Genomic DNA, 13,917 nt, shown 5'->3' with positions numbered 1-13,917 from the left:
CATCAAGTCCTTGTGTCGGATCAACTGAAAAACCAACATGCCATCTTCATCAACAGCTTCTTTGAAAAATGTAAACGTTTCCTAAACCTATTATATGACCCATAAAATTTTGTTTCAATAAAAATCGTTGATTATAAAATTTAATTTCACCACACCCGACATGAATTTTCCTTTTATTTGGATATTACGTATTGACACTTGAATTCGCTTTCATTTACAATATTGTTGAAATCAAACACTCGCATAATTTAAGGGCCATGCATTCCGTAACCGCACACCCGGTATGGAACAACCCCGGTTTCTCTACAGGAGATTCCGGGGTTTTTTGTTGCCCGATTTTGTATGGGAGGTGATGCTCAAGCAGCCGATAAGCTAGTAAAACCAGCCTTCTCTTTATCAACTACATAGGAGGAATTACGATGAAAAAGTTTTACAAACTGACAACTGCTCTTGCCCTTAGCTTGTCCCTGGTCCTGAGCTTGCTTGGCCCAGCCCATGCAGCCCCGGATACCTCGGTATCCAACAAGCAAAATTTCAGCACGGATGTCATTTATCAAATCTTTACGGACCGTTTCTCTGACGGCAATGCTGCCAACAACCCGACCGGACCTGCCTTTGACGGTACCTGTACCAATCTGAGGCTGTACTGCGGCGGTGACTGGCAAGGGATCATTAACAAAATCAATGACGGCTACCTGACCGGCATGGGCGTTACCGCCATCTGGATCTCCCAGCCTGTCGAGAACATCTACAGCGTCATCAACTATTCCGGCGTGAACAACACCGCTTATCATGGCTATTGGGCCAGAGACTTCAAGAAAACGAATCCGGCTTACGGCACGATCGCCGATTTCCAGAATCTCATCGCTGCCGCTCATGCCAAGAATATTAAAGTCATCATCGACTTCGCACCGAACCACACCTCTCCCGCTTCCTCGGACCAGCCGTCGTTTGCGGAGAACGGCAAGCTGTACAATAACGGCACCCTGCTCGGCGGATACACGAACGATACGCAGAATTTATTCCATCATAACGGGGGCACCGATTTCTCAACGACAGAGAACGGGATTTACAAAAACCTGTATGACCTTGCTGACCTGAACCACAACAACAGCACCGTGGATACCTACCTGAAAGATGCCATCAAAATGTGGCTCGATCTGGGCATTGACGGCATTCGAATGGACGCGGTGAAACATATGCCGTTTGGCTGGCAGAAGAGTTTCATGGCTACCGTCAACAATTACAAGCCTGTCTTTACCTTCGGCGAATGGTTCCTCGGCGTGAACGAAGTGAGTGCCGAGAATCATAAGTTCGCCAACGAGTCCGGCATGAGCCTGCTGGACTTCCGTTTCGCACAAAAGGTACGTCAAGTGTTCAGGGACAACACCGACAATATGTACGGTCTGAAGTCTATGCTGGAGGGCTCGGCCACCGATTATGCCCAAGTGGAGGATCAGGTCACGTTCATCGATAACCATGATATGGAGCGGTTCCACAACAGCAGCGACAACCGCCGCAAGCTGGAACAGGCCTTGGCCTTCACGCTCACCTCGCGCGGGGTGCCAGCCATCTATTACGGAACCGAACAATACATGTCCGGTGGCAACGACCCAGACAACCGGGCACGGATTCCTTCTTTCTCTACGACGACTACAGCTTACCAAGTAATTAAAAAGCTGGCCCCATTGCGCAAGTCCAATCCGGCCATCGCCTATGGAACGACGCAGGAGCGCTGGATCAACAATGATGTCCTGATCTATGAACGTAAATTCGGCAACAACGTGGCGCTTATCGCTGTCAACCGCAACGTGAACACACCGGTTTCCATTACGGGATTGGCGACTTCATTGCCTGCCGGCAGCTATACCGACGTGCTGGGCGGACTTCTAAACGGCAACAGCTTGACCGTTGGCACAGGCGGAGCAGCTTCCAACTTTACGCTGGCTGCCGGCGGTACGGCCGTATGGCAATATACCACGGCCGTGACTTCGCCAACGATCGGGCACGTAGGCCCGATGATGGCCAAACCGGGCGCAACCATCACCATTGACGGCCGCGGCTTCGGCGCAACCAAAGGCACGGTATACTTCGGCTCAACGGCCGTAACGGGTGCTAACGTTACAGCATGGGAGGACACGCAGATCAAAGTGAAAATCCCTACGGTTGCCGGTGGCGTATATAACATCAAAGTCGCCAATAGCGCTGGCACTTCAAGCAATGTGCACGACAACTTCGAAGTGCTGACCGGGGATCAAGTCAGCGTCCGGTTCGTCGTGAATAATGCCACCACCGCACTTGGACAAAACGTGTACCTGGCAGGCAGCGTAAGCGAGCTCGGCAATTGGGACCCTGCCAAAGCTGTCGGGCCATTGTACAACCAAGTCATCTACCAATACCCAACCTGGTACTACGACGTCAGCGTACCGGCCGGTAAAACCATCGAATTCAAATTCCTGAAAAAACAAGGCTCGACGGTAACATGGGAAGGCGGATCTAACCATACCTTCACCGCTCCAGCAAGCGGCACAGCCACCATCAACGTGAACTGGCAGCCGTAAGCCCGTAAGAACGTACTATTCCTTCACCGCTCCAGCGAGGCACGGCCACCATTAATGTGAATTGGCAGCCGTAAGCCCGCAGGAACGTATCATTCCTTCACCGCTCCGGCCAGCAGAACCGCCCCTATTTTATGCGAAGGAGTGGCCCCTAAACAAAAAACCAGCTCCGGGACGATTCCCAGAGCTGGTTTTATTCATGCAGTTCATAATCTAGCAGGCAATAGCCCGTTACGCACGAAGTACCCCAACGTTCACCGTGCTACATGAAGCGATTCCCAAAGGGAGAGCGTGCTCAGCAGGTAGTAACTCAACAAGCGTACGAGGTAGTTCAACGGTCTCGCGCTCAATCCCAGCACTCCCGAGCAGTACTCCCACCAACAAAGAGCCGATGAAGATGTTCCCCTTCATCGGCTCTTTTCCATCCCCACACCTTAGCGTAAGTGGTTGTGTGCATAGCACGCAGTAGCGAAAGAGGACGAATCGATTCCCCACAAGCTTCAACGGAGCAGGCGGAATCATGGTGGAGAAACGAAGTGGTCCCCTTTATCCCCGGATTTCAACCATAAATATCATTCCAATAGAAATCCGGGGGTAACAGGGATCAGAAGCATGATCCACATGCGGAGTGCTGCATAAGCCATCACATCTTCGTGTAGTAATAGTAACCATTTACGTCCTAAACATCACCAAAGACTTGCGCAATCCCTCCGACAGCTCCTCCAAGCGTGAAGACAGGGCAACCAGCTTCTCGCTCACCTTGAACTGCTCGGATGACATCGAAGCGACCTCCTCCGTGGCGGCGCTGGTCTCTTGCACGATCGAGCTCGCCTCCGAGATCGAGTCGGTCAGGGTAAGCTGGGAACCGATCAGTACCTCTACCGAACGGGTCGATTCGCGGATCTCGGCCAAAAGAGCATCCATCTCGTGGCGAACATGATCAAATACGCCCTGAGCTTCCTGCACCGAATGCAGCTGCTCGTCAAAGAGCGGCGATGCCGACGTCAAGGCATCCACGGAACCTTGCACTTCAGAGCGGATATCCTTGATCATCGCGCCTACGGTCTGGATCGATTCTTTGGAACGATCCGCCAAGCTCCGCACTTCATTGGCTACGACCATGAAGCCGCTGCCTGCTGCCCCCGCCCGGGCCGCTTCAATCGTCGCGTTAATGGACAGCACGTTGGTTTGATGCGTGATCTCCGACATCAGCTCCAATATTTTGTGAATCGACGAGGTATTCTCCTTCAGCTTCTCCGCATTCTGGACGATGGCCCGGTTTACCTGATTAATCCGCGTGGATTTCTCCACCAGATTGTCCATATGCCGCGCGCCCTCTCCCGTCACCACAAGCACCCGATCAGCCGCTGCCTCCATCACTTGATTCGAATCCGAAACCTTGCTCATCTGGACGCCAATGTTCTCAGCCAGCTGATTCTCCCGTTCGGCTTCCATCGCCAAGCTTGCGCTTCCCTGTGCAATCTGCTCCATAGCCGATGCAATCTCACCAGCCGTCAGCGAGGTTCCCTTCGATGCTTCTGCCAATTCCTCCGCCGTTGCCAGCACTTCCTTCGCGGAAGCATTCGTCTGATCGACCAAAGCCGAGATTTGCCCCATCATCCGGTTGAAGCTGTGTCCGAGACGACCAATTTCATCCGTACGCTGGAACTCGGTCCGAACCCTCAGATTCCCCTGCTCTCCCTCTTCCATCAGACGGCACATCTGATTCAGCGGGCGGCCAATGGAACGCATCATATAATAGCCTATCAGTATCGCAACCAGAACCGCGGCCACAATAACCGCAAGCGTTACAACCAGCAGTTTATTCGTGGCTTTTACAAAATCACTAACGGGAGCAAAGCCGACCATATGCCAAGGAGCCGTCTTCAGCGGCGTATACACTACCATCTGCTCATCGGCGGTGTAATAAATTCCTGCTTCTTCGGCATCTTGAGGAACCGTAATGGTGGACGGCTGCATAAGTTGGGCCGTGTCCATGTCGTGTACGATCCGGTTATCCTCGGCAACAATTCGCATCCGGCCGTTGTTCCCTATTTTTAGATTGGTCAGCACCTCTCCGACCGCCTCGTTCTTGATATCGATCAGCAGGATATACTGCGCATTCGGATTCTTCAGGTTTTTCAGCAATCTCCCCATCGACATGGTGGCGGTTTTCTCGTTCTCCATAAAACCTTGAACCTCAGTGGGGAACCATACCGGTTCACCATCGGCCTGTATAATCCGGTCCATCTTCGCCTTCACGCCATCCGTGGATGACACTCCCGATAAACCTGTTGAGTTATAGGAGCTTTGAGCTTGAAGATTGGGCGCAACCAGGCGCATGCCCTGCAGACGTTTATCGGAAGATGCCATCCCGTTCAATTTCTCACGGATTCGGTTCTCGGCCTGCGTTTTGTCCCGAATGCCGATACCCGCACTACTCACCGTAACGAGGTCCTCGCGAAGCACCGTATCCAGCGCCCATTGCCGGGAAGCGGCTTCATATTGGGCCAGCAGAAAATCCAGCTTGTCCGCCGCCTGCATCATCTGCCCCGAAGTCGCTTCTGACACCTGATCCATCACCGTGTCCTTGGAGATGAAATACGATAATAACCCCAACGCCGAAGATAACAGCACGATCGTGGTAAAAAAGATAACAAACAGCTTCATCCCAACTGCTTTGAATTGAAAACGTCTCATCATGTTCATATGTATATGTCCCCCTGCATCGCATGTTTGAATGCGAAAAGACACAGCTAGCGGTTACTGGCTGTGTCTCTTCGCTGTTCTCTCTATCTATCTGTCTTATGATGAATCCATACGATTAGCTATCCGTTCCTTACCCTTTGCTTGCACCAGCCGTCATGCCATCGACCAGCAAACGCTGCAGGAACACAAACAGCAGGGTGATCGGCAGTGCGATCAGCACCGATGCCGCTGCGAACAGCGTAAAGTTACTGTCTTGAGTCGAGTTGACGAGATCCCATAGACCGACGGCGAGCGTCCAGTTTTCTTTTGTCCGGAGCACGAGTCTGGCAAAGATAAAGTCTACCCACGGACCAACGAACAGGGTCAAGCCCATATACGTGATCATCGGCTTCGACAACGGCAGAATGATTTTGCGGAAAATCTGGAAATTGGTGGCTCCGTCGATCTTCGCCGCTTCATCCAAACTTCGTGGTATCGTATCCAGAAAGCCCTTCATGATCAGAGTTCCGCCTAGCGGCGCCCCTGCCGCATACACGATAATCATTGCCGCATGCGTATTCAGCAGATCCAGGGAGTTCAGCAGGATATACAAGGCGATCATACTCATGAAGCCTGGGAACATCCCCAGCACGAGAATGACCGATAGCGCATTCTGCCGGCCTTTAAACCGGAACCGGGATACCGCATAACTTGTAAGCAGAACAAGAATGGTCCCGATAATCATGGAGAATATCGCAATTTTCAATGTATTCATGTACCAAGTGCCAAACAGAAAGCTTTGGGACGTAAACAATTCTTTATAATGACTGAGCGTAAAAGATTCTGGAATCAAGGATTTGCTGTACAACGACTTTCCGGGACGGAAAGAGGCCAGAATAATCCAGAGCGCCGGGTAAATACAACCGATCGCGATGATGACAAGCGTAATGTAACTTGCCGTCAGGCGAATCGCATTTCTCATTTTAATTCCCATTATTGGATCATATCCTCCTCTTTAAAGGATCTGGTTCTGCGATAATTGTAAATCGAGAAGGTCGCAATAATCATGAAGATGATAATACCGATGGCCGATGCCATGCTGTAGCGCTGCTGATCCAGCGTCAGTTTATAGAGCCAGGTTACCAGCAGGTCCGTCGCGCCCGCGTATTGATAGTCACCCACAACCGGGTTCCCGTTCGTCAGGAGGAAAATCAAGTTAAAGTTATTGATATTACCGGCAAACTGCGTAATCAGAACCGGTGCCGTCGAGAACATAATCATCGGTAGGGTGATGATCTTGAATTTCTGGAATCCAGTCGCCCCATCTACATCGGCCGCTTCATAGAGATCTTTCGGAATCGTAGTCAGGACACTCATGACAAGAAGCATGGATACCGGGATACCTACCCACATATTGACGATAATAACGGTCACTTTGGCCCAGACCGGATCGGTCAGCCATGGCAGGCCTTCCAAACCGAAATATCTTAAATACTGGTTGATCGGTCCGAATTGCCCGTTAAACATATTACGCATCACGAGCAGTGAGATCAGCTGTGGAATTGCATATGGAATGATGAGAATGACACGCCATACGCCTTTGAAACGAATTCCCTTTTGTTGAATAAGCAGTGCAACAAGCACACCGCCAAAATACGTCGTTACTGTTGCCAGCACCGCCCAGATGATCGTCCAGGTCAGGACGCCGAAGAAGGTGTGGCTCCATGATTTCAATGCAACGAGATTGGTAAAGGTTTTGAAACCGACCCAGTCAACCAGATTCGCCGGCGGCAGATTGTTTGGAGCGGAATAGTTGGTAAACGCCAGCATGACCATGAAGATAATCGGCATGACCGTAAAAAACAAAATACCGATCGCCGGCAGTGTCAGGAAAGATTGCGCGAATTTCCATTCAAAAATATAATAAAGGGTCTGTCTGAAATTGTTGGGTTTTCCACCCTGTTCCCTTAGTTTTCCAGCGTTATATGCGTTTTTGATATTGGCATAATACCCAATAAGAAAAATTGCAAACATAATCATGGTGATAAGTCCTTCAATCAGGAGATTGATGGAATGGTCACCTGCTACCATTTGGGTTAAACCGTTGACTTTCTCTAAATGGCTTCCCTGTTCCCCCAAAGTTGTCATTCCCCAGATGGCATCACCCAGGTTGTTGATGAAGTAATACAGACTGAATATACCTACGATAAGTAAAAGAACGCCTTTGATCCATTGCCGGTTGTAAAGCTGACCCAGACCCATACAGATGGCTGATAATACGGCTGCTGTCGTACGATGTTGACGCATGCTCCCTCCATTCTCCTCTCCATATAATCGAGGAATCACCCGCCGGTTGTTCGGCGGGTGAACTTCTTCATCTTTCTCGTATTATATAAGAACGTAATTACTCGCTAGCTCCACCACTGTTGAGATCTTTTACTTGATTTACAGCTTTATCAAGCGTTTCTTTTACGTCTTTGTTGTTATCCCAGATCTCAGCCAATGCAGCACCTACAGGAGACCATACGTTAGCCATTTCAGGAACGGATGGCATCGGTTGGGAAGATTTGAATTGCTCTGTGAATGCGGATACATACTCGTCATTCTTGATTTGATCGTCTTCTTGAGCTTCATTGTTTGTCGGAACCGATCCAACCAATGCGCTCAGTTTCAATTGAGCTTCCTTGCTTGTTGCAAAGTCCGCGAACAAGCGAGCGGCTTGCGGGTATTTCGTGAACGAGCTTACGTACCAAGCTTTGATACCGGAGAACGATACAGCAGGCTGGCCGCCGATGGTTGGGATTGGAGCAACGCCAAGCTTGTCGCCAAGCGCTTCTTTGTATCCGCCAAGCTCCCAAGGTCCGTTAATGTCCATAGCCAGATCGCCGGATGTGAACAGTCCGCGTTTAATATCAGGCGTAATGTCGCCGGATTTAACCGGAAGAATTTCTTTCAGGCTTGCGTAAACTTCCATACTCTTGACTGCGCCTTCATTGTTGAGGCCGATATCGTTGACATCTGCGCCGCCGTTACCAAAGATGTAGCCGCCATTGGAAGCAAGGAATGGATAGGCGAAGTACAGGTTACCTGTTTCGAACATGAATCCATACTTGTTCTTGGATTTGTCTGTGAAGGTTTTGCTGAACTCAATAACTTCTTCCATCGTTGTTGGAACTTCTTTTACCAAGTCTTTGTTGTAGTACATCAGGTATGTTTCAGCAGCGCGCGGGTATCCATACAGAACGCCGTCATAACTTACGCCTTGGATAGCGGCTTCCGTGTTGCTGCTCTTCGTTTTTTCTTCGAAGTAATCATTTGGCAGAACCAGGTTTGTAGCTACGGCTTTACCCAGGTTATCGTGAGGGAACAATACAACGTCAGCACCCAATCCGGATGGTCCGTCTTGTTGAAGCTTGGTCACTTGGTCGGTTGGAGACAATTCTTCGATGGTTACTTCAACACCGTATTTTTCGGTAAATTCTTTAGCAACCGCATCCGTGTAGGCTCTTTCGTCTCTACTTTCCCATACGATCAATTTAGCGCCTTCCTCTGGCTTAAGTTCCGGTGCTTCTGTATTTTCGGCCGGCGTCTCCTGTGCCGGTGGATTCTCAGCAGGTGCCTCAGCAGCAGGAGCAGGTGAATTTCCTCCGCACGCTGTAATGGAGAACGCCAACGTGAAGGTTGCAGCTAGCGTAAGTAGTTTCTTCATCTTCATTCCATGATTACCCCTCTCAATAAATGATCAGAAAATGTTGGAAATCTGCGCAAACGATTTCAGAAATTTTCAGCGTCTCTTTTTCTATGTAGCATCTGACGAGATACTTAGGAAAAATCCCATTGAGAAAGCGCTTCATTCACTGAAAACATCATACAACATTTAATATCGAATGTAAAAACGTTTGCACAGATCATTTTTACCCGTTTTAAGCATATAATCTCTTATTACCTTCACTATTCACTCTATTTCGTAAGTTATCGTAAAAATAGTTGTGCATATGCTGTGCAATTCAGTCATTCTCCCCTCTAAATCGGACAAGAACGACTGCAAAATGCTCGAATGTTGAACAAACGTTTGCACAATAATAAACACTTTGACTTCCACCGATCGACGTACCGTTGAAGCTCCATAGGATGGACGTTTCTCTTTTCAGAAATTAGCCTAGCTACGCCCTGGCCCATGATATAACAAACCCTGGTGTTAGTACACCAGGGTAAGAAAACCTATTGACCACCTGTTTAGCGATCGGGCTACAACCAATCTCTTTTTTCAACGAACCTCTGCCCCATCAACAAATACACCATTCCCGTAAATATCACAATTGACCACAAGCTATAAGGTTCGACTCGCGGCGCGTAGAGCGCTGCCTGTGGCATCATAACATAGTAGGGAATGGTAAACGGAAGCCAGGCCCCGATCGCAGAATGAAAACCTGTCAGCACGATATTCGGTACCACATAACCTATGGACATGGCCAGCGAGGCTCCGAAATTACGAACTCTTATCGAAACCATAAGTTGTAAAGCAGCGAGTGGTAAAACTCCTATCCATCCCCCTATGACTGAATACAGTAATGTTTCCCACGGAATCCTTTCAGGAGCCTTGACAAGATAACCCGTTCCAAGGTAACCAAGCAAAAATACGATCTGTACCAACGCCAGAATCCCGACCAACAAAATATATTTCGCGTAAAAGACCTTGTACCGGGGGACCGGCAAACTCATCGTGATCTTCCAGCCCCCATCTTTATGCTCATATAAACACAATAAAGATGCTATAATCCCGCTATACAGAGGATAGAAAAACATAGAATGAAGATTGACGCTGTGTATATAAAGCGTAGACCAGCTAGGCGGAAAAAAGTCCCTTAAACTCTGAAGCTGCATCGCCCCCATCGCTGAGTTGATCAGCGTATCCAATACGATGAGTAAAAATATAATTTTCCATTGAAGTTTCATTCCTTCAGCACGTAACAGCATTCTCATGATCCGGCAACCTCCTATTCAAATTCTCGCCTGGCAAACAGGAGAGCTCCCAGAACCGACAGCATTGCCCCTATTCCGAGTGAGATGCCAATCCACTGCATATGACCGGGGACAAGCGGACTCGATAACGACGGATACGACCAGGGAAGGATCTGAATCACAAAAGAATGGCTTCGAGCTAAAAACAGGCTGGAGATAGATCCAAATATCCCTATAGCCAGCGGTAATGCCTGGTTGGAAAATACCGTGGACAACCAGAGCTGAATGGCCATCATCGGCAGTGTTGCCAAACATGCGAATAGAGGCTGCAATATCATAATTCCCCATGGTATCGGTTCATCCGAGTATAGGACCCAGATCATGCACATGCCAGCAATAGTAATGATTACGGTACATAACTGCAAAATAAATATCCAAGCCAATTTCGCCAGGAATACGGAGCCTTTGGGAACAGGCATCGCGAGAAGCTGCTTCCATGCCTTGGTTTCGTGCTCGGTACCTGCCATGATACTGGCTAGGAGTGTAATTCCCAATAAAAAAATGAAAGATAAAAACATATACATTACGGCAAAGCCAGCATAGATCCCCCCGGGGCCTTGGCGAAAATAAAGATACCACTCAAGAGCCGTCATGCTGATTAAAATGATGCCTTGTATGAGAGGCATCCACCGGCATAATCGCTTCAGCTTTAATCCCTCTGCACGCATCAGTTCCAGTATCATAAGCTGTTCTCCTGACCGGTCAATTCCAGAAAGATTTCCTCCAGGGTCTTCTTCTTCTCTGTTACTCGGTATACATCATATTGCCGATTCACAAGAAAGCGAATCATTTCCGCCGATTGCGGCCTGGTGATCATGGAAGTTTTGATCTGACCCGTTGTTATTTCATGTTCCGCATCCCATCCATGATCGTTCAGAGCAGCTGCTGCTTCCACAGGCCGATCCATCTCAATCCATACATAAGGCTTACTTCGGTCGGTTAATTCCTGAAGCGGTCCTTGAAAAATCATTTCCCCCTGGTTAATAATTCCCACCCAGGTTGCAACCTGCTCAATTTCGCTCAATAAATGGCTTGAGAGCAAAACCGTTATATCAAAATCACGAGGAAGTCTGGTAATCAACTCTCGAATTTCCTGAATTCCTGATGGATCAAGTCCATTCGTCGGCTCATCCAGAATCAATAATTTGGGGTTCGTAATGAGCGCCATCGCTATCCCGAGCCGCTGCTTCATGCCAAGTGAATAACTCCTGACCGACTGATGAGCTGCATGATTAAGTCTCACCCATTCCAGAACCTCCAGAATCCTGGAATCTTGTATGCCGTGGATTAGCGCCATGATTTTCAAATTATTGTATCCTGAAAGATGAGCATAGTACGAAGGAGATTCTACGAGAGAACCCACATCTTTCAGAATGTCCATTCGGTTCTTCTTCAGATCTTTGCCAAGTATGCGAATCTCCCCGGATGACGAGCGGATGAGTCCTAGGAGCATCCGAATCGTTGTTGTCTTACCCGCTCCATTTGGCCCCAAAAATCCATAGACCTCCCGCTTGGGAACCTTCAAATTAATCTGCTTTACTGTTTCCCGCTGCCCGAATCTTCGGGTCAGTTGATGTGTATCGATCGCATATTCGTTCATCTCTTATTCCTCCTGCATGGCTTAACTAACATTTAAAGTTTAGCAATGGGAAATAAACAGGAGGTAAACATGAAATGAACGACAGGATAATTTAGGGGCTGATCGGCAATACAAATTCAACCCGGGTACCCTTACTATCCGCCGGTAGAATGCTCATGCTGCCAGAATGAGCTTCAACAAAGGCATTGGCTATAGCTATTCCTTTACCCGATTGATCTAAAACCTGTCTTAATATCGTATCCTCGATCCCGTTTCCATCATCCTCTATCACAATGTAACAATGGTTCTCCTTTACAGAGATATCGCATTGAACCTTGGTGCCGGGCGGATTATGGATAACCGCGTTCATGATTACATTTTGAAGGGCTCGGCCCAACAGACTGCTGTCAAACTCCATCATGAACCCGATCTCTTCCGTATTAAACATAAAGGAGGTTTGCTCGGCTAACGGGTGGTTGGCGATATCTATTATCATATCGCGCAGAAAATTCACTACATCATCACATTTTCTATTCATCGGGAACTGTTCGACTGACCACCGGCCCGTATGATTTAAGTCATGGATGAGATGCTTCAACTCCGCTGTCTTGCTGCTGATCTGCCTGCTAAAATCTTGTTTCTCTTCATCGGTCCAATGATAATCGGTAGCCGCGAGCATATGAGCATAACCTTCAATATAGGACAATGGCGTTTTGAGATCGTGGCCAATTGCCGCAATCCATTCCTGCTTCTTGACTTCCATATGTAATCGATCGTTCTCGCTTTGCAGCAGTTGATTCGATAATTGAGTCATTTGATCAAATAATTCTTTATATAAGACATACGGATAACGATAGTGGTTATGGTGTAATGAGGCGTCGGAGACTTCGTTTGGCTGACGGAAATGCTCCCGCGGCTGGCTATAATTCCCCTCGGATAATCGGTTGATCCAACGGATTAAATAAGTGAGTGGTTTGCCCACGCACCAGCCGTAAGCAATAATAAAAATGACCGTTAGTAGGAATCCTGTAACAGCTAAAAAACTCTTCATGGAAATCGTGTCCCAGGACTTCAACCACTCCTGAAGATATATAAATATAACTGCGCATATAATAAATATGAAGATAAAAGTCATCAACCAAAGGATGGTTAGCTTCATAAAGCGAAAAGCCATTTTGACCATTGGGTTCATAGTTGCTCCTTCCTTGGAGCCAACATTTTGTAGCCAAGTCCTCTTACATTAACAAGAAACCGGGGATTTCTAGGGTCGGGCTCCATCCTTTTTCGCAGCCTGAAGATATGGATTACAACCGTCTTCTCATCCCCAAGGTAGGGCTCGTTCCAAACTGATTCGTATAATTGGCGCGTACTAAATATACGATTTGGATTTCGGCATAGGAACACAAGCAGCTCCCATTCGCGTGCCGGGCACTCCACGTGGTTTCCATTTACGATCAACTCCCCCGCTGCGAGGTCTACCCGAAAGTAACCAAAATCCAGTTCGGATAACCGTGACAGGACCAATTTTTCCCGCTGTACTTTATATTTCACGCGAGCTTTAATGCGGGCAACAACTTCCAATGGATTGAATGGTTTCGTAATATAATCGTCCCCCCCAATCCCAAACCCCATGAGCTTGTCCAAGTCAGAGTCCCGGGCGGTAAGAAAAAGAATCGGCGTTTCGGTCATTTTGCGAATTTTTCGGCACACCTCAAAGCCGTCTTCATCCGGGAGCATGACATCCAGTATGATCACGTCCGGATTAAACTCCGTTAATATTCGCACCGCTTCCTGCCCTGTACCCACACTTCGAATATGCCGTAAGCCTTCCTTCTTCAACACGGTAGTCAACATATCGCATAACCCTTGTTCATCATCCACAAGCAGTACAGAAATATTATCCATAGCATTTTTCCCCATTACTTTCATAATTCTACAAACTGTTAACTGTATTATATAACAGAGAGACAATATAATAAGCCCATTTCTGGATTCTTGTTAATAAAGGGAGGAATTCACCGACCACCCCTTACAACAGAATCCAGAATGGGCTTGCCTGTACTTTGGCTG

10 protein-coding genes are annotated in these 13,917 nt (G+C 48.1%); 1 reads left to right on the top strand and 9 read right to left on the bottom strand.

Going from position 1 to position 13,917, the window contains the following annotated elements; all coding sequences use genetic code 11:
• Window positions 1-419 precede the first annotated feature (419 nt).
• Window positions 420-2,561, top strand: a complete 2,142-nt coding sequence (locus tag MKY48_RS05080; protein WP_339292419.1) for an alpha-amylase family glycosyl hydrolase — start codon at window positions 420-422, stop codon at window positions 2,559-2,561.
• Window positions 2,562-3,230: 669 nt separating this feature from the next.
• On the opposite strand, the gene MKY48_RS05075 is transcribed toward MKY48_RS05080, so the two are convergent.
• The 9 genes from MKY48_RS05075 to MKY48_RS05035 all read right to left on the bottom strand — a co-directional run bounded on the left by MKY48_RS05075 (window position 3,231) and on the right by MKY48_RS05035 (window position 13,752).
• Complete coding sequence (locus MKY48_RS05075; RefSeq protein ID WP_339292418.1) at window positions 3,231-5,267, bottom strand: methyl-accepting chemotaxis protein; 2,037 nt, start codon at window positions 5,265-5,267, stop codon at window positions 3,231-3,233.
• A 130-nt stretch (window positions 5,268-5,397) separates the two neighbouring features.
• Window positions 5,398-6,240, bottom strand: a complete 843-nt coding sequence (locus tag MKY48_RS05070) for a sugar ABC transporter permease (RefSeq protein ID WP_076325595.1) — start codon at window positions 6,238-6,240, stop codon at window positions 5,398-5,400.
• Window positions 6,240-7,553, bottom strand: coding sequence for an ABC transporter permease subunit (locus tag MKY48_RS05065; protein WP_339292417.1), 1,314 nt, complete (start codon window positions 7,551-7,553; stop codon window positions 6,240-6,242). Before MKY48_RS05065 ends, MKY48_RS05070 begins: the two co-directional genes overlap by 1 nt.
• A 97-nt stretch (window positions 7,554-7,650) precedes the next feature.
• Entirely contained in the window at window positions 7,651-8,961 is a 1,311-nt protein-coding gene (locus MKY48_RS05060) for a maltose ABC transporter substrate-binding protein (RefSeq protein WP_076325597.1), read from the bottom strand.
• Window positions 8,962-9,494: 533 nt separating this feature from the next.
• Window positions 9,495-10,229, bottom strand: a complete 735-nt coding sequence (locus MKY48_RS05055; RefSeq protein ID WP_339270510.1) for an ABC transporter permease — start codon at window positions 10,227-10,229, stop codon at window positions 9,495-9,497.
• A 14-nt stretch (window positions 10,230-10,243) separates the two neighbouring features.
• Window positions 10,244-10,951 carry an ABC transporter permease gene (locus MKY48_RS05050; RefSeq protein ID WP_339270508.1) on the bottom strand — a complete coding sequence of 236 codons (708 nt, stop codon included), beginning with the start codon at window positions 10,949-10,951 and terminating at the stop codon, window positions 10,244-10,246.
• Entirely contained in the window at window positions 10,948-11,868 is a 921-nt protein-coding gene (locus MKY48_RS05045) for an ABC transporter ATP-binding protein (RefSeq protein ID WP_339270506.1), read from the bottom strand. Before MKY48_RS05045 ends, MKY48_RS05050 begins: the two co-directional genes overlap by 4 nt.
• Before the next feature lie 91 nt (window positions 11,869-11,959).
• Complete coding sequence (locus tag MKY48_RS05040; RefSeq protein ID WP_339270504.1) at window positions 11,960-12,898, bottom strand: HAMP domain-containing sensor histidine kinase; 939 nt, start codon at window positions 12,896-12,898, stop codon at window positions 11,960-11,962.
• Window positions 12,899-13,035: 137 nt separating this feature from the next.
• Complete coding sequence (locus MKY48_RS05035; protein ID WP_339270502.1) at window positions 13,036-13,752, bottom strand: response regulator transcription factor; 717 nt, start codon at window positions 13,750-13,752, stop codon at window positions 13,036-13,038.
• Window positions 13,753-13,917: the final 165 nt, after the last annotated feature.

The sequence above is a fragment of the Paenibacillus sp. FSL W8-0187 genome (genome assembly GCF_037969755.1).
Classification (GTDB): domain Bacteria; phylum Bacillota; class Bacilli; order Paenibacillales; family Paenibacillaceae; genus Paenibacillus_AQ.
The sequence above is the reverse complement of the archived record's forward strand: the minus strand, read 5'-3'. Positions and strand labels throughout refer to the sequence as shown.